Consider the following 25,867-nt stretch of genomic DNA (forward strand, 5'->3'; position numbering starts at 1 on the left):
CCAACCGCCTTCTTCTCCGCCGTGGCCCTCGCTGCCACCGTCATCTTCTGGCTGTGATCAACGAGTCCTGACCCTAGACATTTCGCTCCAAACCAACCATTCCGTTATTCAGCGAGACCGCACCGCTGTCAGCAGCCGATCGGCACGCAGCCGCTTCTCCACCGCGTCGGCGAAGTCGATCACCATGGCGGCGAGACTGCCGTCTTGGGCAGCGAGCCAGAACGCGCGATCGGCATGGGTGGCAAGAGGAAAATAACGGTCGTTGGGGCCGACCAGCTTCCATGCCGGCCACGCCTTCGCCGACTTCGGCGCTCCGAGAAGCCCCTTCATGGCTCCCTTGAGTCCGGCTGGCAGCCTCACGCCGTCGACGCTATTAAGACCATAGTAAAACCAGCCGTAGCTCGCGGTACTGGCCGCGAGGCCGAACCCCAGGCTGGATTTGGCCCCGAAGCGGATGGTCATCGCGCTGTACTTGACCGGTCCGAGGTCCGAGCGGCCGACATGCCAGCCTCGCCTGCGGGCCTCGGCGGTCACCGAAGTCACAACTCCCTCAATAAGGCGGGCGCGAATAGCGTCTCCGGCTTCGACGATCGCGAGCGCCGGCTCTAGCGCGTCACGGTCCCGTACCACCAGTGTGATGAGGTCAGATTGCTCCTGCACGTCGTCCGTTCCCATGAAGCGCTTGCCGATATGGCGCACAAGCCCCTCCAGCATCGCCGAGACCGCCGGGGCTCGGCTGGCGGGCATGCACGCCTCCAACCACTCGATCAGCGCCGGATAGCCGGTCAGAACGAGATTTCCGGCCTCTACCTCCCTGCTGGCCCTGGCGGGCTCGATCGATGCCGCCGTTGGCCCGTCGCCGGAGCCAGAGAGATACACTAGGCAGTGCCCGTCGCGGCAGTGATGTGCGAGGTCGTCCAGATACCGGGCCACCTGCAGCGGCTGGTCGGTCGCATCCGGCTTGTTCTCGATCGCTAACGCGCGCCCGCCGATCCTCACGAGGATGTCGATGAAGCCCCGACCCTTGCCGGACGCGGTCGGCATCTCGGTGTAGACCTTCGCCGAGCGGGCGCCCGCGACCCAGCTGCCGTCGAGCCCGACCCATTTGATGAATGTCTCGAGAAATCGGGCGCCCTGGCCGTGACTGCCGTAAGGGTCGAGCAGATTCGCGAGGATGCGCGAGATGCCGTTCTCACGAGTGTCGAGAAAGTCGAGCAGGCAGAAGTCGGGCGCGCGCACCTCGGCGTCCTCCGTCCGCTGCGCTGCCCGACTGCGGAGCAAATCCGCCGTTTCGGCGAGGAGCTGATCTGTCTGTATAGCCCTTCACCTCAATCGCAGTAGAGACGTGTGGCATTTCCCACGTCCAATCTCCAGCCAATTAGCATTCGACGACCACCTGGACCGCCTCGCGGCCATCCAGGTCAACCATCCGTGACTTGGGTCCAACCTGCCGAGTCCTGAACGGTGCCCAGACAGCGACCGGCTTGCCGCCGGTCATGATCAGATTGGCGTCCCAGGAGGTTCGCCGCTGACCGCGACGGAGATTGCGGCGGATCTGGGAGCGGCGGTCCTGCCGGACCGCGCGCTCCAATCCCTGCTTGGCGGTGACAGCGGCGGCTCCGGCCTGCCATTCAAGCATCCGCTTGGCACCAGCGGTGAGCCCGGGCAGGTCGACCTGCTCGATCGCCTGGGCAAGATCGAAGTCCTCCAGGATCTGCTTCAGCGCGGTCACACCGTCTCCAGCAATCGGCGCCGGCAGCCGGACCGACGAAAACCGCGACCTCCAGTAACCCGCCCCGATCACCAGCCGCGCGACCACGCCGTTCGGAGAAGACTACGATGCAGCGAAGCTCAAGCGACGAAGAAGCACACAGCTGCTTGTGAATGGGAGCTACTGCGACCTCGACGCATGGGATGTCCACTATCGTCTAGTCGCTCCGAAAAGCAGTGAACCCGCTCTCCACATTGATTGGTGCTGACTCGCTTGTCGTAGCAGCCGGAGCAAGGCCGCAGCCCAGCCCGGCTGGGGCCCGATCAACCTTTCAGATCAAGATCGGCGCAGGCTTGTGCAAACTCCGATTCTGAAAAAACCAGGTGTCCTCTCGCGCAGCGGCGCACGCTTAATGGCAGAGGACATCCTGTCCGATGGGGGCGACGACGATGACCGCTCCGTTAAGGTTTGACGGCTAGAGCGAATCGCAGAGCAGCCCGCCAGTATCCTGCGGTGTCGCTCGGCGCTCCGCCTTGCTTGAGTCACTACGGGACGGGCGGAGCGCCTTCCTTGCCCGCGAACGCGATTGAGCGATGTTCTTGCGGATGACGCACCGATCCGTCCATGCCGCGCGCCGTTGGCCGCGGGGGATTGATGCGCCGGATCTGCTACATGAGCCGTGCGGCGCTATCGGGGGACGTCGATCTCGACGGCATCCTGACCGTATCCCGCGTCCGCAACGGCTCCGACGGCATCACCGGCCTGCTGCTGGCGGATGGCACGCGTTTTCTGCAAGCGCTCGAAGGCGAGGCGGACGCCGTCCGGGCCTGCTACGCCCGGATCGCACTGGACGATCGCCACTGCGACGTCGTCACCGTCGCCGATGAGCCTATCGAACATCGCCAGTTCGGCTCCTGGTCGATGGACTATCGCGATCCCGGTCTCGTTTCCAAGGGTGACTACAAGGCGCAGATGGCGCTCAACGTCGCCGGCGTCACCGATATGTGGCTCCGCGCGATGTTCATCGGCTTCGCCGTGCTGTCACGCTAGACGCCGGGCTTCCGACGCTGATCGTGCCCCGCGCGACCGGCGACACCGACGAGGACGGCCGTCGACAACAGGATCGCGGCGACGAGACCGCCAACCGCCACTATGCCGCCGCGCGTCATCGTCACGTCGAGTGTCAATCGCGCCCGCCGTCCGGCCTTGATGGTCAGTCGTGCGCGCTGACGCGGCGAGGCTCCGCTCGCGGCTCGATCCGTAACCCTTGTCATGGCTCGTCAACGCAGCCGGTCCGATCGGGTTCAGGGCGCGTCCCGTCTGGTCGGATCGGCGGAACGCGGTTAGACCGTCGACATATCCCATTTCCGGCCCGTCGACACCCGTTGATCGCCGGTAAACGACAAGGCTGCACAGCATGAGCGATACCGGCAATGGCCGCTCGACCGTGGAACGGGCGCTCTCGATTGCGCGCACCGGCACCGCCCGATCGGTCGCGGAAATCAGGACGCAGCTTCGGAACGAGGGCTATGACTCGGTCGAGCCCGAAACCGCTGGCCAGTCGATCAAGATCCAGTTGAAGAAGCTCATCGCCGCGCGTCTGGCGGAGAGTGGCACGCCCTGACCGATCGTCAGCAGGATCGGCTGAACGAGACGGTTGACCCGCCCGACGATCTTATACGATATAAGATCGTGTCAGGAGAACAAGATGCCGATCGATCGCCGGGAGTTGATGCTGGGGGCGGCCGCGTCGGCATGGATCATGCCTCAGACGGTGCTGGCGGCAACGACCGGCCATTCGGCCAAACCCTTTCCGCTGGCCGCAGTCCGGTTGCGTCCGTCCGACTATGCCACGGCGGTCGAGGTCAACCGGCTGTACCTGCACCGGCTCAGCCCCAATCGCCTGTTGCACAACTTCCGCAAATACGCCGGTCTCGAACCGAAAGCGGAGCTCTATGGCGGGTGGGAGAGCGACACGATCGCCGGTCATACGCTGGGCCATTACCTGACCGCGCTGGTCCAGACCTGGGAGCAGACCGGCGACGGCGAGATGCGCCAACGCGCCGACTACATCGTCACGGAACTGGCGGAGGCTCAGGCGAAGCGCGGAACCGGCTATGTCGGTGCGCTCGGCCGCAAGCGAAAGGATGGCACGATCGTCGACGGGGAAGAGATCTTCCCGGAGCTCATGAAGGGCCAGATCAAATCGGGCGGCTTCGACCTGAACGGCGCGTGGTCGCCGCTCTATACCGTGCACAAGCTGTTCGCGGGGCTGCTCGACGTGCATGCCGGCTGGGGCAATGCACAGGCGATGACAGTGCTGGTCGGCCTCGCCGGCTATTTCGAGCGGGTGTTCGCCGCGCTCGACGATGCGCAGACGCAGGAAGTGCTGGGCTGCGAATATGGTGGGCTGAACGAGAGCTACGCCGAGCTGTACGCGCGCACCGGTGACCGGCGCTGGCTGGCGATGGCGCGCAAACTGTACGACCGTCGCGTGCTCGACCCGCTCGCTTCGCGCGAGGATAAGCTGGCGAACTTCCACGCCAACACGCAGGTGCCCAAACTGATCGGCCTCGCCCGCCTGTACGAACTGACCGGCGAGGAGAAGGATCGCACCGCCGCGACGTTCTTCTGGGAGCGGGTGACCGGGCATCACAGCTACGTGATCGGCGGCAATGCCGACCGCGAGTATTTTACCGCGCCGGACACGATCGCCCAGCACATCACCGAGCAGACGTGCGAGCATTGCAACACCTACAACATGCTGAAGCTGACGCGGCATCTCTATGGCTGGCAGCCGGACGGGGCCCTGTTCGACTATTACGAGCGCGCGCATCTGAACCACGTGATGTCCGCGCAGGACCCGTCGACCGGCGGCTTCACCTATATGACGCCGCTGATGACCGGCGCGCCGCGCGAATATTCCACGGTCAAGGACGACGCCTTCTGGTGCTGCGTCGGGTCCGGCATGGAAAGCCACGCCAAGCACGGCGAGTCGATCTTCTGGGAGGACGATGCGGGCGGACTGATCGTCAACCTCTACATCCCCGCCGATGCCGACTGGGGGCGGCGCAAGGCGAAGCTGACGCTCGACACCCGGTATCCGTTCGAGCCGGAGTCGCGGCTGACGTTCACCCGCGTGAAGGCCGGCCGCTTTCCGGTCGCTTTGCGGGTGCCCGGCTGGGCAGCGGGCAAGGCGGCAGTGACGGTCAATGGCAGCGCGGTGACACCCGTGTTCCAGCGCGGCTATGCGATCATCGATCGGCGTTGGATCGCGGGGGACACCGTCGCGATCACGCTGCCGCTGGAGCTTCGGATCGAGGAAGCCTCGGGTGACGCGGACACGATCGCGATCCTCCGGGGACCGATGGTGATGGCCGCCGATCTCGGCCCCGCCAGCGTGAAGTGGGACAAGGCTGATCCGGCGCTGGTCGGCAGCGACCTGCTGGCCGCCTTTACGCCCGCCGCCGCGCCCGGCCGCTATGCGACGCGGGGGATCGGGCGACCGGCCGATCTGGAGTTCGTGCCCTTCTACAAACAATATCAGCGCCAGAGCGCGGTGTACTTCAAGCGGTTCAGCGATGCCGCCTGGATGCGACAGGAAGCGACGTTCACCGCCGAGCAGGCGCGGCTGAAGGATATCGCCGCGCGCTCGGTCGACACGATGTTCCTCGGCGAGATGCAGCCGGAGCGCGACCACGGACTGACTTCCGAAATTTCCTACCCCGTGGCGTATCGCGGGCGGAACGGCCGCGATGCGCGGTCGGGTGGCTATTTCGAGTTCGCGATGAAGACGAAATCCGGCCCACTGGTGCTGCAAGCGACCTACTGGGGCGACGAGCGGTCGCGGACCTTCGACATCCTGGTCGATAACGTGAAGGTCGCGACGCAGACCTTGAATGCGGACAAGCCGGGACAGTTCTTCGACGTCGATTATCCGCTGCCCGAGGGGCTGACCCGCGGCAGGGCGCAAGTGAAGGTCAGGTTCCTGCCACACGACCGCAGCAGTGCCGGGCCGGTCTTCGGCGTACGCCTCTACACCGTCAAGCCGGGCGTGACCGTATGAGCGACGGCATACGGATGACGCTGGCGGAGGTGCGCGCACTCGCCCGAAGGAAGCTGCGTGCCGCCGGCCTTGCCGGCGATCACGCCGACGCCGTCGCGGAGACGATGGTCGCGGGCGAGCGTGACGGATGCGCCAGCCACGGGATCTACCGTTTGCTGGTCGCGGTGAAGAGTCTGAAGGCGGGGGTCGTGGTGCCCGACGCGGTGCCGGTCGTCGATCGCCCGCGTTCCGCACTGGTCCGCGTCGATGGCGGCGGCGGCTTCGCACAACTGGCGTTCGCCCGCGGATTGCCGGCGCTGGTCGAGGCAACGCGGACTCACGGCATCGCCGCACTGGCGCTGACGAACGTGGTGCACTTCGCGGCGCTGTGGCCGGAGGTCGAGGCGATCGCCACACAGGGTCTGGCCGCCCTGGCCTTCACGCCGAGCCACGCCTGGGTCGCGCCCGCTGGTGGTACGAAACCGGTGTTCGGCACCAACCCCATCGCGTTCGGCTGGCCGCGGCCGGGGGCGCATCCGTTCGCGTTCGACTTCGCGACCAGCGCAGTGGCCCGCGGTGAGATCGAGCTTCACCGCCGCGCTGGCAAGCCGGTGCCGGACGATTGGGGCTATGACGCCGCCGGTCAGCCGACGACCGATGCCGCGGCAGTTCTAGACGGTGCGATGCGGACGTTCGGCGGACACAAGGGATCGGCGCTGGCGGCAATGGTCGAACTGCTCGCCGGGCCGCTGATCGGGGAAATGACCAGCGCCGACTCGATCGCCGCCGACGGCGCCCGCGGCGGCTCGCCGATGGGCGGCGAACTGATCCTCGCGATCGATCCCGCCGGGTTTCTCGGCGATGCCGTCGCAGAGCATATGGCCCGCGCCGAAGCGATGTTTTCCTCGATCGAGGACCAGGGCGCCCGCCTCCCGTCCGCTCGCCGCTACGCCGCGCGTGCGGTCAGCGAGGCGGACGGCGTCATCGTTCCACGTGCGCTGTACGCCGACATCATGAATTTGGGAGACGCAGCGTGAGACACGGCATCCTTCTGGCGCTCCTGCTCGCCTCCGCCGGCCATGCCGCGGAGCCCGCCGCGACCAGCGCAGACGCCCGACTCAGGACACTCTACACCGCCGAATATGCTTGGCGTCAGCAGCAGGAGCCGGCGGGGGAGGAGAACCCGAATGCTCCCGCCATGCGCCTGCCCGATGTCGGCCCCACCGCGCAGGCGGCCAAGCTAGACCGCTGGACGAAGACTGCGGCGGCGCTGCGCGCGATCGATCCCAAGGCGCTGTCGCCGAAAGAGCGCGTCAACTACGCTGTCTACAAGGCGCAGATCGACGGGTTGCTCGCCGAACAGCGCTTCCACGAATACGAAAAGCCGCTGAACGCCGACAGCAGCTTCTGGGGAGAGGTCCAGTCCTCCACCCGCGACACGCTGAAGACCGAAAAGGCATACCGCGACTACATCGCGATGCTGCGCGACATCCCTCGCTACTACGACCAGCAGATCGGCAACATGCGCGCCGGCGTGAAGCGCGGGTTCACCCAGGCGCGGATCACGCTGGAGGGACGCGACGCCGATGTCGCGAAGGTGGCGGAGGCCGGCAGCCCGGAGGCGTCGCCCTTCTACGAACCGTTCAAGACGATGCCGGCGATCATCCCCGCCGCGACGCAGGCGCAACTCCGCGCGCAGGGAAGCGCCGCGATCCGCGAGGCGGTCGTGCCCGCGCATGCGAAGCTGCTCGCCTTCTTGCGCACCGAGTACATCCCCGGTTCGCGCACCGCTCTCGACGCGTACGGGCTGCCGGACGGGCGTGCCTATTACCAGTCGAAGATCGCCGAATACACGACGCTGAACCAAACGCCCGAACAGGTGCACGCGATTGGGCTGGCGGAGGTCGCGAAGATCCGCGCACGGATGCTCGACGTGATGCGGGAGGTGAAGTTCGAGGGCGACCTGCCCGCCTTCCTGACGTTCCTGCGCACCGATCCGCGCTTCTATCCGAAGACCGCGCAAGACCTGCTCGACCGGGCGGCGTGGATCGCCAAGACCTTCGACGGCAAGGCGTCGCAATATTTCGGCCGGCTGCCGCGCATGCGGTTCGCGATCAAGCCGGTGCCGGAGGCGATCGCCCCCTTCTACACCGCCGGGCGCGGCGGGCCGGGCGTGTATCTGGTCAACACGTACAATCTGCCCGCCCGCGCGCTCTACGCGATGCCGGCGCTGACGCTGCACGAAAGCGCGCCGGGCCACGCGTTCCAGATGCCGCTGTCGATGGAGAACAAGGACCTGGCGGCGTTCCGGCGCGATACCTACATCTCCGCATACGGCGAAGGCTGGGCGTTGTATTGCGAGGCCTTGGGCGAGGAGATGGGGATGTACGAAACCCCCTACGATCGCTTCGGCATGCTCAGCTACCAGATGTGGCGCGCGGCGCGGCTGGTGGTCGACACCGGCATCCACGCCAAGGGCTGGACGCGCGAACAGGCCCGCGCGTTCTTCCACGACAATACCGCGCTGTCGGACCACGAGATCGGCACCGAAGTCGATCGCTACATCGCGTGGCCGGGTCAGGCGGTAAGCTACTACACCGGCGAACTCGCGATCCAGGCGGCCCGCGCGAAAGCGGAAAAAGCGCTCGGCCCGAAATTCAACATCCGCGCCTTCCACGACGCGGTGCTGGAACTGGGATCGGTGCCGCTCCCCGAAATCGACCGCCGCATCGACCGCCTGATCGCGGAGGGCGGCAAGGGGCCGTACCCGGACGAGGAGAAGTAGAGGATCCTGCTCCCACCCCGTCGGGGCAGGAGCAGGCAAGCGCGCACGCTTCAGCCGAACGGAGCGTCGATCGACGGCTGCGGCTGCGTGAACCACTCGGCCCCCGTGTCGGTGACGTGGAAGTGATCCTCCAGCCGGATGCCGTAGCGGTCCGGCACCACGATCATCGGCTCGTTCGAAAAACACATGCCCGGCGCCAGCACGGTCTTATCGCCGCGCACGAGATAGGCGGGCTCGTGGATCGCGAGCCCAATACCGTGCCCGGTCCGATGCGGCAGCCCGGGCAGGCGATAGCCCGGCCCCAGCCCGCCCCCGTCCAGCACCGCCCGCGCGGCCGCGTCGATGCTCTCGCATGTCGCGCCGGGTCGCACCGCCGCGAACGCCGCGGCCTGCGCGCGGTGCTCCAGTTCCCACATCGCACGAACGTCCGCACCGACCTCACCGAACGCGTAGGTGCGCGTCAGGTCGCTGTGGTAGCCGTCGACGAGGCAGCCGGTATCGACCAGCACGACCTGCCCCTCCTCCAGCACCTGATCGCCTGGCAGCCCGTGCGGGAAGGCGGTAGCGACGCCGAACTGCACCGCGCAGAACGTCGATCCCGCTGCGCCGACCGCACGGTGCGCATCGTCGATGAAGCGCTTGACGGTGCTGGCGCGGATACCCGGCGTCAGGATACGTGACGCACGGCGGTGCACCTCCAGCGTCATCGCCATCGCCTGCCGCATCAGCGCCAGTTCGGCAGGCGACTTGATCCGCCGTAGTCCGTCGATCACCGGCGCACCGTTCGTCACCGCCCGCAGGGCGCGGACGCGTTCGGTGATCAGGAACGGCAGGAGCGGATCGAGCGCGATCGTCGCGGTCGGCCCGGCGGCGTCGGCGACCAGCGCCACCGGGTCCTCATGCTCCTCCCACAGCAACACGTCCGCATCGATGACCAGCTCGGCGTCGAGCGAGCCCTTTTCGAAAGCCGGGCAGATCATCGCCGGGTCCCGCCCCGCCCGGATCAGCAGTGCGACCAGCCGCTCGGTCGGCGACCACGACACGCCCGTGAAATAACGCAGGCTCGGCCCGGCAGTCACCAGCAGCGCGTCGGCCCCGATCGTCGCCAGCGCCGCCTCCGCTCGCGCGATCCGCTCCCGCCGCTCACCGACACCGATTCGCGGCGCCTGATCCTGCCACGGCGACAATGCGTCCAGTTCGGCGGCAATCGTCGATCCACCCACGCTCATCGGCGGCTTCCGAAACGGGCGATGTCGAATGGGGCAATCGGCATGAACGGTTCCTTCCCGGCGACCAGAGCGGTCACGATGTCGGCGGTGATCGGTGCCAGCGTCAGACCCAGATGCTGGTGACCGAAAGCGTATAGCAAGTTGGATGCGTGTCGCGAGCGGCCGATCGCGGGCAGATAGTCCGGCAGTGTCGGCCGCGATCCCATCCAGCGCGTGAACGGAGCGGCCATGGGCAGGCCGAGCGCCGCGACATGCTCCTCCAGCCGCTGCCATTTGCGGGGATCGGCGGGCGCGTCGGGGTTGCCGAGCTCCACGAAGCTGGACGCCTGAACGACGTCGCCGTAGCGCGTGACGATCAGCGACCGGTCCTCGAACACGACCGGCGGCAGGTCCCGGGGCCAGCGGTCGGCAGCGGCACGGATGTGATAGCCGCGCTCCGCGATCATCGGCGCGCGGTGGCCCGTCGCCTCCATCAACACGCGACTGCGCACGCCCGCCGCAACGAGGACGAGGTCTGCGTCGTGTCCTTCGACGCGCGCCGCACCGTCCCCGATCGACAGGTTTGCGCAACCGCGCACGATCGTGCCGCCGGCATCGGAGAGCGCCGCTTCCAGCCGATCGGCCAGCCTGGACAGATCGGCGATCTGGCCGCTGCCGGCGAATCGAATCGCCCCGACGACACAATCGGTGATCCCGGCGAACGCCGATACGTCCGTATCCGCGACCGTGGCGACGCCGGTATCCGCACTGTGCCACGCCGCGCGCCCGTCTGCCGCGGTCGCTGCGCTCTCCCAGCCGACCAGATGCCCCTCCTCACGCACCAGATCGGCGGCGGCGGATCGCCGCCATGCCGGCATCGCCTCCGCCAGCAACGCACCCAAAGCGGTACGTCCGGACCGGAACCCGGCGGGTCTGGCGGCCACCAGCATACGGGCGGCGAACGGCAGCCAGGCACTCGCCATGCCAAACGGCAGGTCGAGCGCCCCGCCGCGTGCGAACAACCGGCCGGGCGCGGAGCGGATCGCCGCGATCGAAGCGAGCGGTGCGACCTGCTCCACGGCGATGTGGCCGGCATTGTTCCACGACGACGCCTCCCGCCCGGTGCCGGCGTCGAGCACGGTGACGCGGTGCCCGCCATGGGCCAGCGCGACTGCGCTGCTGAGGCCGACGACGCCGCCGCCGATAACGATGATGCGCTGCAACGAGATACCCCCTTGCCGACCCTCTGCCATTTTCGTATACGATTTTCAACAGCAGCTTTCGGGATGAATTCAGAATGACGATCGGTTGGAGGGGCGTGTTCCCGGCGGTGACCACGCAGTTGCGCGAAGATCTTTCGATCGACCTCGCCGACACGCAGCGGGTGGTGGACGACCTGATCCGCGACGGTGTCACCGGCGTCATCGCGCTCGGGACGGTTGGTGAGAACAACTCGTTGGAATACGACGAAAAGGTCACCGTGCTGTCGGCAATCGTGGAGGTCGTGGCAGGTCGCGTGCCCGTTATCACCGGCGTGTCCGAATACGACACGCGTCGCGCGGTCCGCTATGCACAGGCCGCCGAAAAAGCGGGCGCGGACGGGCTGATGCTGCTGCCGCCGATGGTCTACGTTCCCAAGGCGCACGAACTGGTCGCGCACTTCAAGGGCGTGGCGGAAAAGACGGCGCTGCCGATCATGCTCTACAACAACCCGCCGGCCTATCGGACGGTCATCGATCAGGACGTCCTGACCGCGCTCGTCGACGTCGCCAACATCGTGGCGGTCAAGGAATCGGCCCCGGACACGCGCCGCTTCACCGATTTCCGCAATGCCTTCGGCGATCGCTACGTTCTGTTCGCGGGTCTGGACGACGTGGCACTGGAAGGGCTGTATCTCGGCGCACAGGGCTGGGTCTCGGGTCTGACCAATGCCTTCCCCAAGGAATCGGTCGAGCTGGTCCGCGCGTTTGAGCGCGGCGATCATGCCAAGGCGATGGAAATCTATCGCTGGTTCATGCCGCTGCTCCATCTCGATGCGGAGCACGACCTCGTCCAGTCGATCAAGCTGGCGGAGCAGGTCATGGGTCGCGGGTCGGAGCGCGTGCTGCCACCGCGCTACGTTCTCGAAGGCGCCCGCCGCGCAGAAGTGATCGCGATGGTCGAACAGGCGGCGGCGACGCGTCCCGATCTGGGCACCGCGGCGGACGTGGCGAAGGCGGCGTAACCCACCGATGCGCCATACCTTCTTCTGCATCGACGGCCACACCGCGGGCAACCCGGTGCGGCTGGTGGCGGGCGGTGCGCCGCTGCTGAAAGGTGCGTCCATGTCGGAACGGCGTCAGGATTTCCTGACCCGTTTCGACTGGATTCGGACCGGCCTGTGCTTCGAACCACGGGGCCACGACATGATGTCGGGCGGTTTCCTCTATCCGCCGACGCGCGCCGATACCGATATCGGCATCCTGTTCATCGAGACGAGCGGCTGCCTGCCGATGTGCGGCCACGGTACGATCGGTCTGGTCACGTTCGGATTGGAACACGGGCTGATCCAGCCCGCCGAGCCCGGTCGTCTCCGGGTCGAGGTGCCGGCCGGGATCATCGACATCGCGTACGAGCGTGACGGCGACAAAGTCACGTCGGTCCGCATTACCAACGTACCGGCCTATGTCGCCGAACGCGGTATCGCGATCGACGTGGAGGGGCTTGGGCCGCTCGTCGTCGATGTGTCGTACGGCGGCAATTATTACGCGATCGTCGAGCCACAGGGTGGTTACACGGGCCTTGACGATCTCGGGGCGAGCCGCCTCGTCGACTACAGCGCCAAGGTGCGCGCAGCGGTGCGCGCCAAGTTCGAACCTGTCCATCCGCTCGATCCGACGATCCGCGGCGTCAGCCATGTACTGTGGGCCGACGCGCCGCGTGCAAACGACGCGGACGGGCGTAACGCCGTATTCTACGGCGACAAGGCGATCGACCGCAGTCCGTGCGGTACCGGAACCTCCGCACGCCTTGCACATCTCGCCGCGCAAGGGCGGCTCAAGGTCGGCGATCGCTTCGTGCATGAAAGCTATATCGGCAGCCGCTTCATCGGCCGGGTCGAAGCGGAAACGAGGCTCGGCGATCGTCCTGCGATCGTTCCGTCGATCGAAGGTTCGGCGGTTACCACCGGATTCAACACGATATGGATTGATCGTATCGATCCGTTCTGGGAAGGTTTCCAGGTTACGTGACTGCGGTAACGCTACCGCCGGTCGCGTCCGGGAGTTTTCACGTATGAGCATCGTCGTCCGCACCCTTTCCGAGCGCGTGTTCGAGGTCGTGCGCGAGCGGATCGTCATTGGCAATCTGGCGGGCAACACGCCGATCCGTCAGGATGCGCTGGCGGTCGAGCTCGGGGTCAGCAAGATTCCGCTGCGCGAGGCGCTGGCACGGCTGGAGCAGGAAGGGCTGATCGTCAGCCAAGCCAATCGCGGGTATTTCGTGCAGCCGATGACGGCGCAGCAGGCCGACGAAATCTATGCGTTACGTCTGCTGGTCGAACCTCGCGCCGCTGCCGATGCGGCGATGATCGCGAACGACGACGAGCGCGCGGCAGCGGTCGAGGCGTTCAGGACGTTGGACCACGCAGCTGGCACCGATCTGGCTGCGGTGGCGGTCAGCAACCGGAATTTCCACACCGCGCTGGTTCGCCCCGCCGGCAAGCTGCTGACGACGCAACTGATCGAGCGGCTGTCGATTCTGGCAGAACGCTATGTCGTTGCGCACCTGAAACCGGCGGGTCGCGAATCGCGTGCGCATCAGGAACATCAGGCGTTGCTGGACGCTTGGCTGGCCCGCGATGCCGGCGGTTTCGAATCGCTGCTGACGGCGCATATTCAGGCGACGCTGGACGATCTAAGGCAACAATTCAGCGCCGCCACCTGAGCGGCGCGCAGGGGGGACGACGATGCTGGGACCGGTCAAATCGCTCGATGCGGTAATGCGCCACGATAGCGGGGAGGCGCTTGCGAAGACGTTGAGCTGGCCACACCTGATTGCGCTGGGGGTGGGCGCGATCGTCGGCACCGGCATCTATACGCTCACCGGCGTCGGAGCGGAGCGTGCAGGTCCCGCCGTCATCCTCGCCTTCGCGATCGCCGGCGCGGTCTGCGCCTGTGCCGCACTCGCCTATGCCGAACTCGCGACGATGATCCCCGCGGCGGGTAGCGCCTACACCTTCAGCTACACCGCGCTCGGCGAAAACGCCGCGTGGGTCGTGGGGTGGAGCCTGATCCTCGAATATTCGCTTGCCTGCTCGACCGTCGCGGTCGGCTGGTCGGGCTATCTGGTCGGCTGGATCCAGTCCGCGGGCATCGTCCTGCCGCACGACCTGCTGGTCGGGCCTCATGCGGGCGGCATCATCAACCTGCCCGCGGTGCTGGTCGCGCTCGCGGTGATGGGCATGCTGATCGCCGGCACGCGGGAAAGCGCGACGCTCAACATCGTGCTGGTGATCATCAAGCTTGTCGCCCTGGCCGTCTTCATCACCTTCGCCCTGCCGGCGTTCAACGCCGACAATCTGCACCCGTTCATGCCGTACGGCTTCGGATCGACCGAGATCGGCGGCGAGAAGCGCGGGGTGATGGCGGCGGCGGCGATCGTCTTCTTCGCCTTTTACGGGTTCGACGCGGTCGCGACGTCCGCCGAGGAAGCCAAGAACCCCGGCCGCGACCTGACGATCGGGATCGTCGGATCGATGCTGGTCTGCACCGTGATCTACATGGCGGTCGCGGTAGCGGCGGTCGGTGCGCTGCCCTTTACGCAGCTCGCCAATTCGCCCGAGCCGCTGGCGCTGGTGCTGCGGTCGCTCGGATCGCCGAGAGCCGGTCACCTGATCGCGCTCGCCGCCGTCGTCGCCCTGCCCTCCGTCATTTTGGTGATGATGTACGGGCAAAGCCGCATCTTCTTCACGATGGCGCGCGACGGCCTGTTGCCGCGTGGTCTGGCGAAGGTATCGCCGCGCACCGGCGCGCCGACGCTCATCACGCTGCTGACCGGTGTCGTCATCGCAGCGGTCGCCGGTTTCTTCCGGCTGGACGAGATCGCGGAACTGGCGAATGCCGGCACTTTGCTGGCGTTCATCGCGGTCGGCGCGTGTCTGATGGTCCTGCGCAAGCGGGCACCCGACATGGCCCGGCTGTTCCGTTGCCCCGCGCCCTATGTGGTCGGTACGCTGGCGATCCTCGGCTGCATCTACCTGTTGTTCAGCTTGCCGGGATCGACGATCGTGCGCTTCCTGATATGGAACGCCATCGGATTGGTAGCCTATTTCGCCTATGGTCGCCGGCACAGCGTGTTGACGTCGAACGCCACCGCCTGACCGGGTTGGGGGACCAATGCCAGCCACTCCCGCGGGGGTAGGCCGGCAGCGGTCCCCCGCAACGCCGCGATCGGCCCGCCGTGCGTCACGACGATGGTGCGGCCTGCGGGCAAAGCGGCCGCCGCAGCGCAAGCACGGTCGGCGAGTTCGCTGGTCGTCTCGCCTCCGCCCGGCCTGAAGCTGTCCGGCGCATCGATCATCCCGTCCATAGCATCGCCAGTGGCGCGATAAATTGCCGTCCAGCCCCGCCCCTCCCACGATCCAAAGTCGCGCTCGGCCCAACCCGGGTCGATGATATTTGCCACTCCGGCTGCCTCGCCAATCCCTTCGGCGAGAATGCCGGCGCGCCTCAGGCCGGAGTGAACGATGTGATCGGGTCGCCACGCCGCCAGTTCTCGCATCAGCCGTCGCGCCTCGGCGGCACCTGCGCGGCTGAGCCCGATATCGCTGCGACCGTAGCAGCGCCACCGCCACGCCAGCGCCACCGCCGTGTGGCGAACGAGCAGGATCATCGTCCGGCGGTTGCCGCGAGCAGGAGGATCAGCTGCCCCGCATAGGCGGCGAAGCCCAAACAGTCGCCGGTGCTGCCACCGATGCGCCGGAGCAGCAGCGCCCTGAACCACCCGAGGAACATCAGCGCGACGGCGACGACGGCGATCAGTCGTAGCGGCTCCAGCAGCAGGAAGGCTGCCAGCCCCGGCACCGCAGTGGCGATCGCCATCAGCAGCGTCGACTGGCCGACCTTTCCCGCCACATCCTTGCCCAGCCCGCTGCCGACCGGCCGTACGATCGCCATCAGCGCGACCGCGATCAGTCGTCCGAAGCACGCCGCCGCCACGATCGCCGCTGTTGCGTACCAAGCCTCGCCGCCCAGCAGGACGACGGTAAGCCCCATTCGCAGCCCGACCGCCAGCAGCAGGCCGAGCGCTCCGTAGCTGCCGACGCGGCTGTCCTTCATGATCCGCAGCACGTCGTCGGTCGTGTATCCGCCGCCGAACGCGTCGCAGAAATCGGCGACCGCGTCCTCGTGGAACGCGCCCGTCATCCGCGCCTCGACGATCAGCGCGATCGGCACCGCGACGATCGCCGGCCACATCGAGCCAGCAGCCACGGCGACGACGGCGGTGACGCAGCCGACCAGCGCCCCGACGAGCGGGAACCAGCCGACCGCGCGGATCAAGCCTTCCCGCGCCTCCGCCGCCGACAGGCGCGCGGTGATCGGCACGGGAATGCGCGTCAGGAATTGCAGCGCGAGCAGCGGCGGCGCCCACCACCGCATCTCAGGCCCCGATCTCCGCGAGCGTCGCGACGCCCGACAGCAACGCCGCGGCGCTGTCGAGCAGGGGCAACGCGACCAATGCGCCGCTCCCTTCCCCCAACCGCATGTCCCATTCGAGCAGCGGCTCCAGCCCGAGATACGCAAGTGCGGCCGCATGGCCGGGTTCCGCGGACCGGTGCGCGGCGATCATCGCGCGGACGGTGCCGGGCGCCAGTCGCTCGGCGATCAACGCGCCCGCGGTCGCGACATAGCCGTCGAGCAGCAGAGTCGCGCCGCCCCCTGCAGCGGCCGCGAAGAAGCCCGCCATCGCGGCGACCTCGAACCCCGCCACCGCCGCGATTGCGGCGCGCGGATCGGCGTCCAGCATGGCCCGCGCGCGAGCGGTCGCGGCCGTAACGATCCGTACCTTCCTCGTCATCATGGCGTCGTCCGCTCCCGCGCCGCGACCCACCGCCCCATCGACCGGCGCATCGGCGAGCAGCACGGTCAGACACGCGGCGGGCGTGGTGTTACCGATGCCCATTTCTCCGGCGATCAGCACGCGGTGGCCCCCGGCCAAAGCCGCTTCCGCCTCCTCCGCGCCGATCGCCCACGCCGCGTCGAACTGCTGCACCGTCATCGCCGGCCCGTCCGCCAGATCGGAGGTACCGGGGGCGATGGCGGCGATGCGCGCGAAATCGGCTACCAAGGAAGGTGGATCGATGACGCCGACATCGATCAGCCGCAGGTCGCACTCCTGTGCCGCCGCGAGTGCGCTGCTCGTCGCCCGACCGCCCGCGATCGTCGCGACCATCATGCCGGTGACAGCGGACGGCCAAGCTGAGACGCCGCTCGCGACCACCCCGTGATCGCCCGCGAACAGCACCACGCGGCGCGGGCGGGTCACCGGATCAAGCCGTTGCTGTACGACCGCAAGTTGACACGCCAGATCTTCCAGCCGGCCCATGCTGCGTGGCGGTTTTGCCAAGGCATCGAGGTGCTTTCGGACGGCTTCCACGTCGATCATGCTGCAACTCCGGCGATCGTCATCAGGGCGTTTACGTCGATATGCTTGGCAAGCCCGGCGGCGAGTTCGTCCAGGGCGGCATCGACGCGCTGTGCCTGATCGATGCCGTCCGATCGGCCAAGCCACGCGGCGCGCTGGGCGGGGTGGTCGAACAGGCCGTGGACGTAGCAGCCGGCGACGCGGCCGTCCGCCGACATCGCGCCGTCCGTGCCGCCGTCCGCAAGACGCAGCAGCGGCGTGGTGCCGGCCCGCGCCACGCTGCGTCCGACATGGATCTCGTATCCGCGGAACGGCGCGCCGCCCGCGACGGCGACGCCGCTCACCTCCGTCAGCCGCTTGTCGTCGGTCAGCGTCGTCGTGATGGGCAGATGGCCAAGCCCGCGCACCGTCTCCGCCGCGCCCTCCACGCCGTCCGGATCGGCGATCGTCTCGCCGAGCATCTGGTAGCCGCCGCAGATACCCAGCACGCGTCCGCCGCGGCGGATGTGCGCGGCGATGTCGATGTCCCACACCTGCGCGCGAAGGAACGCCAGATCCGCGATCGTCGCCTTGGTGCCGGGGATCACGATCAGGTCCGCATTGGCAGGCAAGGGTTCGCCCGGCGGCACCATCGCGAGCCGCACGCCCGGTTCGTGCAGCACCGGATCGAAATCGTCGAAATTGGCAATCCGCGACAGCATCGGCACCGCCACGACCGTATCGCCATCGGCATGATGCGTCCGCTCGAGCACCACGGCGTCCTCCGCCGGCAGGCGCCGTGCCGCCGCCAGCCACGGTACCACACCCAGACCCCGCCAGCCGCTGCGGCGTTCGATCTCCGCGTAACCGTCCGCGAACAGCGCCGGATCGCCCCGGAACTTGTTGATGAGGAAGCCCCGGATCATCGCCGCGTCCTCCATCTCGAGCACCACACGCGTACCGACGATCGAGGCGATGACGCCGCCGCGATCGATATCGCCGACCAGCACCACGGGTACGTCGGCGGCGCGCGCGAAGCCCATGTTGGCGATATCGCCACGGCGCAGGTTGATCTCCGCGGGGCTGCCGGCTCCCTCGACGATGACGAGATCGGCGTCGCTTCGCAGCCGGGCGTAGGATTGCAGCACCGCATCCAGCAAAGCCGCCTTGCGCTGCTGATACTCGCCCGCGCGCAGATTGCCGAGCACGCGGCCGTGGACGACGACCTGCGCGCCCGTGTCCGACGACGGCTTGATGAGGACGGGGTTCATGTCCACCGTCAGCGGGGTACGGCACGCGATCGCCTGCAACGCCTGTGCGCGCCCGATCTCGCCACCGTCCGCCGTGACCGCGGCGTTGTTGGACATATTCTGCGGCTTGAACGGACGCACCCGCAAACCGCGATTCGCGAACAGGCGGCAAAGGCCGGCGACCAGCACCGACTTGCCGACATCCGACCCAGTGCCCTGCAACATCACCGCGCCCATGCGATGGCTCCCGCACCGATCCACAGGGCCAGGCAGGCCGCACAATATAGCCGCAACGCCCGCGTCAGGTCGTCCGCATCGGGTGCAGGCCCCACCCCCAGCACGGCGCGATCCGCAGGCTCCCCGTCATAGCTCACCGTACCGCCGAGCCGTCGCCGCAGCACGCCCGCCATCGCCGCCTCCGGCCAGCCACCATTCGGCGATGCGTGCTTTGCAGCGTCGCGCAGCATCGTCCCGACACCACCAGCGCCGACAAGGCAGATCAGCGCGCCCGCGAGCCGCGCCGGGACGACGTTCACGATATCGTCGGCCCGCGCGGCCGCCCAACCGAATGCGCGATAACGATTGTCCTTGTGCCCGATCATCGAGTCCGCCGTGTTGATCGCCTTGCAGATCGCGAGGCCCGGCAGTCCTGCGATCAAAAACCAGAAAGCGGGCGCGACCACGCCGTCGCAGAAACTCTCCGCCACGCTCTCGATCGCGGCGGTGGCGACGCCCGCCTCGTCCAGCATGTCCACGTCGCGCCCGACGATCATCGCAACCGCGGCTCGGGCAGCGAGCAAGTCGCCGGTCGCGAGCGGACGTTCGACCCGGCGAGCGTGATCGTACAGGCTGCGCTGCGCCAAACCGGTCGTGGCGAGGCCCACCACCAGCCACACCGGCGCGAACGCCTGCACCACATAGGCGCTGCCACCGGTCACGCCGACCAGCACGACCAGCAGCAATACGCCCTTGCCGCGCCGCGCCCGACCGCCATTCCACGTCGGCTCCAACACCGCGATCAGCGCGCCGCACCACGTCACCGGATGCCCGATTCGCGCGAACAGCCAGCCCGGATAGCCCACCGCCGCCTCGATCATCAGCGCGGCCAGCAACGCCTCCGGCCGCAGCACGATCACGCCAAACGCTCGGTCGGGATCAGGAAGCGGCGACCGCCGGGCGCGACGCCGACATGCGTATCGACGCCGTATGTCGCCGCGACCAGATCGCGGGTCAGCACCTGATCGGGCGGCCCGAACGCCACCACCCTGCCGTCGCGCAGCAGTAGCACGTCGTCGGCCACGCGCGCGGCGTGGTTCAGATCGTGCAGCACGACGATCACCCCCGCGCCCGCCGCGGCCACGCGTCGCAGCGCATCGAGGCCATCCAGCTGATGCGCCGGGTCGAGGTTCGCGAGCGGTTCGTCCGCGAGCAGCCAGTCCGGTTCCCCCGCCAGCACGCGCGCCAACAGCACGCGCGCTCGCTCGCCACCCGACAGCGTCGACACGCCTCGCGTAGCAAAACCACCCACGTCGGTTGCCGCCATCGCGCGCGTCACCGCATCACGATCCTCGGGCGTCTCACCCCAGCGACCGCGATGCGGAAAGCGGCCCAGCCCGACCAAGGTGGCGACATCGACGTTCCAGTGAATGTCCGCCTCCTGCGGGAGGTAGCCGACACGCCGTGCGAGATCGCGCCGCTCGAAATCGCCCCGTGGCCGATCGTCGAGCAGCACGCGCCCGCCGGTCGGCTGCATCAAACCCGCCAGGCACGCCATCAGCGTCGACTTGCCTGCGCCGTTCGGCCCGAGGATGGCGGTGACGTGGCCACTCGCGAAGGCAACCGACACGTCGTCCAGCAGGCGCTTGTCGCCGATCGTGACCGCCAGCGTTTCGACCGATAGGCTCATGCCAGTCCCTTCCGCATGCGCAGCAGCAGCGCGAGAAAGAACGGCCCGCCGAGCATCGACATGACGATGCCCAGCCGCAACTCGCTGACGGTCGGCGCGATCCGCACCATCGCATCGGCCAACGTGAGCAGCAACGCTCCGCCGAGCGCGGACGGCAATAGGATCGCCCCCGGTCGATTACCGGCGAACGGCCGCACCAGATGCGGCACCATCAGCCCGATGAAGCCGATCACTCCGGCCGCGGCCACCGACGCGCCGACCGTCAGCGCGGTGCCGGCGATCACCGCCGCCTGCAAGCGGCGCGGGTCGACGCCCATGCTGCGGGCCGCACCCTCGCCCAGCGTCAGCGCATCGAGCGATCGCGCCGTCGTCGCCAGGATCGCCGCGCCGGCCAGCGCCAGTGGCAGCGCGAGCTTCACATCGTCCCAACTGCGGTCGGTCAGCGCTCCGTTCAGCCAGGTGATGATTTCCGACGCGACGAACGGCGTCGGCGCGAGGCTGATCGCCAGCGCCGTCAGTGATCCGGCGATATTGGTGATGACGAGACCCGCCAGCGTGAACAGCACCAGACTGGCGGATCGGCCGGCGATCAGCGCCAACAGCGCCATCGCCGTCGCCGCGCCCGCGAGTGCGAAGATCGGCAGCAGCCACGCCTGCGCTGCGTAACCGAAGTACAGCGACACCACCGCGCCGAACGCCGCACCCGGCGACACGCCGAGCAATCCCGGATCGGCCAGCGGATTCCGCAGATATCCCTGCATCACCGCGCCCGACAGCCCCAGCGCCGCCCCGATCGTCAGCGCCAGCACGGTGCGCGGCAGGCGAAGTTCGACGATGATGATCGAACGCGGATCGGCAGCGGTCCACGCATCGAGCGGCACCCAGACCTTCCCCGCCGCGACCGATAATGCGGCGGCGGCAAGACAGCCGATCAGCAGGAGAAACAACCCAAGCCGGTTCATGCCCTGATCCCCGCACGCGTCGATTTCAGCACGCGCATCGCATCGATGATCGTCGGCCCGCCGCAACTCAGCAACCGTGTCGGATAGGGTGCGACGACGATATGCTTCGTCAGATCGCGAACCGCCCGGTGGCTGGTCATGCGGTCGCCACCGACCTCTGCCGCGCCGACCGAAAACAGTACGCGCGGGGGTTTGGCGATCAGATATTCCAGCGGCAGCACGTCCCACTGCTTCAGGCCGTACACCGCGCTCATGTTACGGAATGCTGCACGCGTCAGCAGGTCGTCGGCCAGCGTTCCGGTGCCCGGAACCAGCCCGCCGCCCTGCCAGATCAACGCCGGCACCGCCGCGCCGCGCACGGGTGTCGCGGCCGCGGCGATCCCCGCCGCCAGCGCCTCGCCGCGCGCGGCATGCCCGGTCTTCGCGGCGATGTCACGCACCTGACTCACGCTCTCGGCGACGGTTTCCGGCACGGGATACTGGACCAGCGCGATGTTCATCCGCTTCAGCGCGGCGATCGTCGACGGTGCGACATGCGCGCCACTCAGCACCAGATCGGGTCTGAGCGCGACGACTTCCTCGGCGGTGCCGGAGGTCGCTTTGAAGCGGTTGGCGAGCGCGACCGGGATCGATGTCGCGCGGACGTCCTGCGAGTAATGACTGATCGCCGCGATCTGCGACCGGTCTGCGACCTGCATCAGCACGGCGTCGATGCAGGGGTTGATCGACACGATCCGCGGCGGGCGGGCTGGCGTTGCGCCGATGGCGAGGAGGGGAAGGACCGCCGCCAATCTCCACGCAGGCCCCACCCCTCCGCTGGAGCGGAGGGACTTCGGGAAGCTGGAAATCCCCATCAGTATTCCACGCCCTTCTGCGCCTTGAATCCCGCCTTGAACGGATGCTTCACCTCCTGAAACTCCGTCACGAGATCGGCGATCTCCAGCAGTTCCGGCTTTGCGCTCCGTCCGGTGATGCAGATATGCTTGGTCAGCGGGCGCTCCTTCAGGAACTCCACGATTTCCGCGATCGGCAGCGTATCCATGCGCAGCACGATGTTCAGTTCGTCGAGGATCACGAAATCATAGTCCGGATCGAGGATCAGCGCCTTCGATCGTTCCCATGCGGCGCGTGCGGCGGCGATGTCTCGGGCGCGGTCCTGCGTGTCCCAGGTGAAGCCCTCGCCCATCACCTCGAACGTCAGCAGCTCGGGGTTCGCCTGAAAGAAGGTCTTCTCGCCCGTCTCCCACGATCCCTTCACATACTGGACGATGCCGACCTTCATGCCCCAGCCCAGGCTGCGGATCGCCATGCCGAACGCGCTGGACGATTTCCCCTTGCCGTTGCCGGTGTGGACGATCAGCAGGCCGCGCTCCAGCGTGTGCCGTGCCTGAATCTTTGCGCGCGCCGCCTGGACCCGCGCCATGCGGGCATTGTGGCGGGAATAGTCCTCGGTTTCGTCGGTCATGATCCGCTCCATTGCGCCAGCGCCTTCGTGAGTGTCGGCCAGTCGTCGTCACGCGGCAAGCCGAGCCGCAGATGGTGCGGCCGGTCGGTGAACGGGCGCGTCAGGATGCCCGCCGCCAGCAGATGCGCGAACAGCGGGTCACGCGCGGGCGTCTCCACCAGCCGGAAGAACGCCGTGCCGCCCGCGATCGTCAGACCGGCAGCGGTCAGCAGCGCATCGAGGCGGGCCGCGGCCGTGTGCAGCCGCTCGCGCTGCGCATCTTGCCAAACCTTGTCCTGATACGCGGCGGTGCCGATAGCGATCGCCAAGCTGCCGATCGGCCAGTCGCCGAGGAGGCGACGCAGACCGGCGCAGACGCCCTCAGGCGCGATCACGAAGCCGAGCCGCAGCCCCGCCAGCCCGTAAAATTTGCCGAACGAGCGCAGCACGATCAGCCCCGGGGTCTCCTCACCAGCCAGACTGTCGGACGGCGTCGCATCAACGAACGCCTCGTCGACGATCACCGTGCCGGTTCGTGGCAACCGCTCGACCGCGATCATCGCACCGTCGGGATTGTTCGGTCGCGCCAGGATCAGGGTGCCCGCGTCGCAATTCTCCGGCGCAGCGATCCGCTCGGGCGTCACCGGCCACATCGCCACATGCCCGGAATAGCCGCGCCCCAGCACGGCAGCGCGACCGGGCAGCATCTGCCCCAGCAGCCGCAGCGCGAGATCGCTGCCCGGCACCGCGACCGTCAGTGCCGGATCGCTGCCGAACGCCGCCGCAGCACTTTGCTCCAGCGCGGCAAGAGCGGCCGGGTCCGGCAGCCGCTCCAATGCTGCCATATCGATCACTGCCGGATACGCCCACGGCGCGAGGCCGGTCGACAGGTCGATCCAGTCCCGCACGGCCGGCATCGCCGCCCGCGCACGATCGATCCGTCCGCCATGCTCGGCGAACGGCGCGATCGAGACGCGGGCGGCGTCCACCGTCAATAGCTCAGGCGGACGCCGACATAGGCGGCGCGGCCATAGGTGCCATAGCGGAAGATCGTCTCATACTGCTCGTCGAACAGGTTCTCGACCCGGCCGTAGACCTGAACCTGTTCAGTGACCGGAATCGCGGCGCGGATGTCGGCGAGCACGTAACCCTGAACCTTGCGGGAGTTGTTGGCGGTGTCGAAGCTCGACCCGACGCTGGTCACGGTCGCCCCCGTCTCCAGCCCGAACGGCCAGCGATAGTCGATCGAGGCGTTCACGCTCTGGCTGGGGCGGCGCACCAGCTTGCGGCCGAAGTTCGCGGTGCCGGCGGAGCGGTTCTCGGCATCGATCCAGCTGTAGTTCGCCTGAAAGCGCAGCGGCTCGACCGGGCGCAGCGTGATGCCAACCTCGACACCTTCCGCGGTCGCGCGCGCGACATTGTCGTAGGTGCCGTCCCGTCGATCGGTGCAGATGCCGGTGAGCGGCGCGGGGCAGGATATGAAATTGATCAGGTCGCGCGAGTTGCGGTGGAAGTACGTCGCGCTTGCCTCGACTGCGCCGTCCAGCGCGCGTTGCGTGACGCCGGCGTCCCAGCCCTTGGCGCGCTCCGGCGTCAGGGCCGCGTTGCCGTATTCGCTTTGCAACTGGTACAGGGTGGGCGCCTTGAAGCCCTCGCTGTAGCTGGCGCGGAGCGTCGTCGCGCCGCCGTTGGGCGAATAGACGCCGCTGCCCGCCAGGCTGGTCTTGCCGCCGAACAGATTGTGGTCGTCCTGACGCGCGCCGCCGGTCAATGTCAGACCGACGACCGGCGTCACCGACACCTGCCCGTAGACGCTGAAGATGCGCGCCCGGCCGACTGTCTCCGGCCCGCCATAGCTGCTGCTGGTGAAGCGCGACACTTCGCGCTCCACACCGAACGTCGCCTGCACCGCGTCCATGACGTCCGCGACGCCCTGATATTCGAGGCGGGTGTTGTCGCCGTCGCCGGCGAACGTCTCGACGGGCGTGCCGTCCGGATCGTAGTTGCGGCGGCGCGTGTCGGTGCGCGCATAGCCTAAGCGGTTGCGCAATGCTCCGTCGAACAGCGCGACGTTCAGCCCGCCATAACCGATCAGGTCGCGCGTCTTCCCGTATTCGCGCGTGTCGCCGAACGCGAAGGTCGGGGCGGGGAAGCCGTCGATGCCGACGCGGCCGTTCGAATAATAACCACGCGCATCGACCGAGATCGCGTCGGTGATCGCAAGGTTCAGGTTCAGGTTCGCGCCGTAGTTGCGATACCCGTCCTTCTCCGTGCCGCCGCGATCCTCGTTGAAGGCGGAGATGCCGTCGGTGCGGAAGTAGCCGCCGCCCGCGCTGGCCGACAGCGGTCCAGCCTTGCCGGCGATGTTGACCACCCCCTGCGCGGTGTCGCGATAGCCGTATTCGCCGCGGGCGTTGACGGTCAGCTTCTCCGTCGGCTGCGTCGTGATCAGGTTGACCACGCCGCCGATCGCCTGACTACCCCAGATCACGGAGGACGGCCCGCGCAGCACCTCGATCCGCTCGATATTACCGATCAGCAGGTTGCCGAAATTGTAGCTGCCGCCGGTCGAGGATGGATCGTTCAGCTTCACGCCGTCGATCAGCGCGACGGTCTGGTCGCTCTCCGCGCCGCGGATGAACACCGACGTGCTGGTGCCGACACCACCATTGCGCGCGATCGTCACGCCCGGAACGGTGCGCAGCAGGTCGGACACCGACTGGGCCTGACGGTCGCGGATGATGTCGGCGTCCAGTACGGTGATCGACTGGCCAACCCGACCGATCGGCGTCGCGGTACGGTTGGCGGTGACGACGATCGTGTCGCCGGCACTACCCTGCGTGGTGACGGCATTGGCGTTGTCGCGAATTTCCTGCGCGGCGGCGGGTGCCGCCACGGCGAGCGCGACGATGAGCGATAGATAAGTCTTGGTCACGATATTCCCCTGTCAACAA

At 67.7% G+C, this 25,867-nt stretch carries 25 protein-coding genes; 9 read left to right on the top strand and 16 right to left on the bottom strand.

What is annotated here, in order from left to right; translation table 11 throughout:
• Positions 1–108: 108 nt before the first annotated feature.
• Positions 109–1,239, bottom strand: coding sequence for a PDDEXK-like family protein (locus AC0CH8_RS13435; protein WP_465240338.1), 1,131 nt, complete (start codon positions 1,237–1,239; stop codon positions 109–111).
• A 139-nt stretch (positions 1,240–1,378) separates the two neighbouring features.
• Complete coding sequence (locus AC0CH8_RS13440) at positions 1,379–1,732, bottom strand: hypothetical protein (protein WP_465240339.1); 354 nt, start codon at positions 1,730–1,732, stop codon at positions 1,379–1,381.
• Between the two features lie 633 nt (positions 1,733–2,365).
• Between AC0CH8_RS13440 and AC0CH8_RS13445 the strand changes: the two genes are divergently transcribed.
• On the top strand, positions 2,366–2,761 hold the full coding sequence (locus AC0CH8_RS13445) for a BLUF domain-containing protein (protein WP_465240488.1): 396 nt from the start codon (positions 2,366–2,368) through the stop codon (positions 2,759–2,761).
• On the opposite strand, the gene AC0CH8_RS13450 is transcribed toward AC0CH8_RS13445, so the two are convergent.
• Positions 2,758–2,898, bottom strand: a complete 141-nt coding sequence (locus tag AC0CH8_RS13450) for a hypothetical protein (RefSeq protein ID WP_465240340.1) — start codon at positions 2,896–2,898, stop codon at positions 2,758–2,760. The two genes, AC0CH8_RS13445 and AC0CH8_RS13450, sit on opposite strands and share 4 nt — an antisense overlap.
• A gap of 230 nt (positions 2,899–3,128) precedes the next feature.
• Here AC0CH8_RS13450 and AC0CH8_RS13455 point away from each other — a divergent pair, with 230 nt between their 5' ends.
• From AC0CH8_RS13455 to AC0CH8_RS13470, 4 genes are all read left to right on the top strand, one after another.
• Entirely contained in the window at positions 3,129–3,335 is a 207-nt protein-coding gene (locus AC0CH8_RS13455; RefSeq protein WP_204198666.1) for a hypothetical protein, read from the top strand.
• 84 nt (positions 3,336–3,419) lie between these two features.
• Complete coding sequence (locus AC0CH8_RS13460; protein ID WP_465240341.1) at positions 3,420–5,777, top strand: beta-L-arabinofuranosidase domain-containing protein; 2,358 nt, start codon at positions 3,420–3,422, stop codon at positions 5,775–5,777.
• Complete coding sequence (locus AC0CH8_RS13465) at positions 5,774–6,793, top strand: Ldh family oxidoreductase (protein WP_465240342.1); 1,020 nt, start codon at positions 5,774–5,776, stop codon at positions 6,791–6,793. The genes AC0CH8_RS13460 and AC0CH8_RS13465 overlap by 4 nt, the downstream gene beginning before the upstream one ends.
• Positions 6,790–8,541, top strand: coding sequence for a DUF885 domain-containing protein (locus AC0CH8_RS13470; RefSeq protein WP_465240343.1), 1,752 nt, complete (start codon positions 6,790–6,792; stop codon positions 8,539–8,541). The genes AC0CH8_RS13465 and AC0CH8_RS13470 overlap by 4 nt, the downstream gene beginning before the upstream one ends.
• Positions 8,542–8,591: 50 nt before the next feature.
• On the opposite strand, the gene AC0CH8_RS13475 is transcribed toward AC0CH8_RS13470, so the two are convergent.
• Together AC0CH8_RS13475 and AC0CH8_RS13480 are read right to left on the bottom strand one after the other, a co-directional pair.
• Positions 8,592–9,770, bottom strand: coding sequence for a M24 family metallopeptidase (locus AC0CH8_RS13475; RefSeq protein ID WP_465240344.1), 1,179 nt, complete (start codon positions 9,768–9,770; stop codon positions 8,592–8,594).
• On the bottom strand, positions 9,767–10,972 hold the full coding sequence (locus tag AC0CH8_RS13480) for an NAD(P)/FAD-dependent oxidoreductase (protein WP_465240345.1): 1,206 nt from the start codon (positions 10,970–10,972) through the stop codon (positions 9,767–9,769). The genes AC0CH8_RS13475 and AC0CH8_RS13480 overlap by 4 nt, the downstream gene beginning before the upstream one ends.
• Before the next feature lie 74 nt (positions 10,973–11,046).
• On the opposite strand from AC0CH8_RS13480, the gene AC0CH8_RS13485 reads away from it, so the two are divergent.
• Genes AC0CH8_RS13485 through AC0CH8_RS13500 form a run of 4 tightly spaced genes read left to right on the top strand, consistent with a single transcriptional unit; the run spans position 11,047 to position 15,108 of the window.
• On the top strand, positions 11,047–11,973 hold the full coding sequence (locus tag AC0CH8_RS13485) for a dihydrodipicolinate synthase family protein (protein ID WP_465240346.1): 927 nt from the start codon (positions 11,047–11,049) through the stop codon (positions 11,971–11,973).
• Between the two features lie 7 nt (positions 11,974–11,980).
• Complete coding sequence (locus AC0CH8_RS13490) at positions 11,981–12,979, top strand: 4-hydroxyproline epimerase (RefSeq protein ID WP_465240347.1); 999 nt, start codon at positions 11,981–11,983, stop codon at positions 12,977–12,979.
• Between the two features lie 43 nt (positions 12,980–13,022).
• A complete protein-coding gene (locus AC0CH8_RS13495) occupies positions 13,023–13,673 on the top strand; it encodes a GntR family transcriptional regulator (protein ID WP_465240348.1) in 651 nt (216 codons plus the stop codon).
• Positions 13,674–13,695: 22 nt separating this feature from the next.
• On the top strand, positions 13,696–15,108 hold the full coding sequence (locus tag AC0CH8_RS13500; protein WP_465240349.1) for an amino acid permease: 1,413 nt from the start codon (positions 13,696–13,698) through the stop codon (positions 15,106–15,108).
• Here the strand turns inward: AC0CH8_RS13500 and AC0CH8_RS13505 are convergent.
• The 11 genes from AC0CH8_RS13505 to AC0CH8_RS13555 form a co-directional block, all read right to left on the bottom strand.
• Positions 15,063–15,620, bottom strand: a complete 558-nt coding sequence (locus AC0CH8_RS13505) for a histidine phosphatase family protein (RefSeq protein WP_465240350.1) — start codon at positions 15,618–15,620, stop codon at positions 15,063–15,065. The genes AC0CH8_RS13500 and AC0CH8_RS13505 overlap by 46 nt on opposite strands.
• Entirely contained in the window at positions 15,617–16,387 is a 771-nt protein-coding gene (locus AC0CH8_RS13510; protein ID WP_465240351.1) for an adenosylcobinamide-GDP ribazoletransferase, read from the bottom strand. Before AC0CH8_RS13510 ends, AC0CH8_RS13505 begins: the two co-directional genes overlap by 4 nt.
• A 1-nt stretch (position 16,388) precedes the next feature.
• The gene (gene cobT / locus AC0CH8_RS13515) at positions 16,389–17,393 is read right to left on the bottom strand and encodes a nicotinate-nucleotide--dimethylbenzimidazole phosphoribosyltransferase (RefSeq protein WP_465240352.1); all 1,005 of its coding nucleotides are present in this window, start codon (positions 17,391–17,393) and stop codon (positions 16,389–16,391) included.
• On the bottom strand, positions 17,390–18,838 hold the full coding sequence (locus AC0CH8_RS13520; RefSeq protein ID WP_465240353.1) for a cobyric acid synthase: 1,449 nt from the start codon (positions 18,836–18,838) through the stop codon (positions 17,390–17,392). Before AC0CH8_RS13520 ends, cobT begins: the two co-directional genes overlap by 4 nt.
• Complete coding sequence (cbiB, locus tag AC0CH8_RS13525; RefSeq protein WP_465240354.1) at positions 18,826–19,737, bottom strand: adenosylcobinamide-phosphate synthase CbiB; 912 nt, start codon at positions 19,735–19,737, stop codon at positions 18,826–18,828. Before cbiB ends, AC0CH8_RS13520 begins: the two co-directional genes overlap by 13 nt.
• Positions 19,734–20,507, bottom strand: coding sequence for an ABC transporter ATP-binding protein (locus tag AC0CH8_RS13530; protein WP_465240355.1), 774 nt, complete (start codon positions 20,505–20,507; stop codon positions 19,734–19,736). Before AC0CH8_RS13530 ends, cbiB begins: the two co-directional genes overlap by 4 nt.
• Entirely contained in the window at positions 20,504–21,469 is a 966-nt protein-coding gene (locus AC0CH8_RS13535) for a FecCD family ABC transporter permease (protein ID WP_465240356.1), read from the bottom strand. The genes AC0CH8_RS13530 and AC0CH8_RS13535 overlap by 4 nt, the downstream gene beginning before the upstream one ends.
• Positions 21,466–22,260: an ABC transporter substrate-binding protein gene (locus AC0CH8_RS13540; protein WP_465240357.1), complete on the bottom strand. Its 795-nt coding sequence runs from the start codon at positions 22,258–22,260 to the stop codon at positions 21,466–21,468. The genes AC0CH8_RS13535 and AC0CH8_RS13540 overlap by 4 nt, the downstream gene beginning before the upstream one ends.
• Positions 22,261–22,322: 62 nt before the next feature.
• The gene (gene cobO / locus AC0CH8_RS13545) at positions 22,323–22,934 is read right to left on the bottom strand and encodes a cob(I)yrinic acid a,c-diamide adenosyltransferase (RefSeq protein WP_465240358.1); all 612 of its coding nucleotides are present in this window, start codon (positions 22,932–22,934) and stop codon (positions 22,323–22,325) included.
• Entirely contained in the window at positions 22,931–23,902 is a 972-nt protein-coding gene (locus tag AC0CH8_RS13550; RefSeq protein ID WP_465240359.1) for an aminotransferase class I/II-fold pyridoxal phosphate-dependent enzyme, read from the bottom strand. The genes cobO and AC0CH8_RS13550 overlap by 4 nt, the downstream gene beginning before the upstream one ends.
• A gap of 2 nt (positions 23,903–23,904) precedes the next feature.
• Positions 23,905–25,851 carry a TonB-dependent receptor plug domain-containing protein gene (locus AC0CH8_RS13555; RefSeq protein ID WP_465240489.1) on the bottom strand — a complete coding sequence of 649 codons (1,947 nt, stop codon included), beginning with the start codon at positions 25,849–25,851 and terminating at the stop codon, positions 23,905–23,907.
• Between the last annotated feature and the right edge of the window lie 16 nt (positions 25,852–25,867).

The sequence above is a fragment of the Sphingomonas sp. AC435 genome, assembly GCF_979253005.1.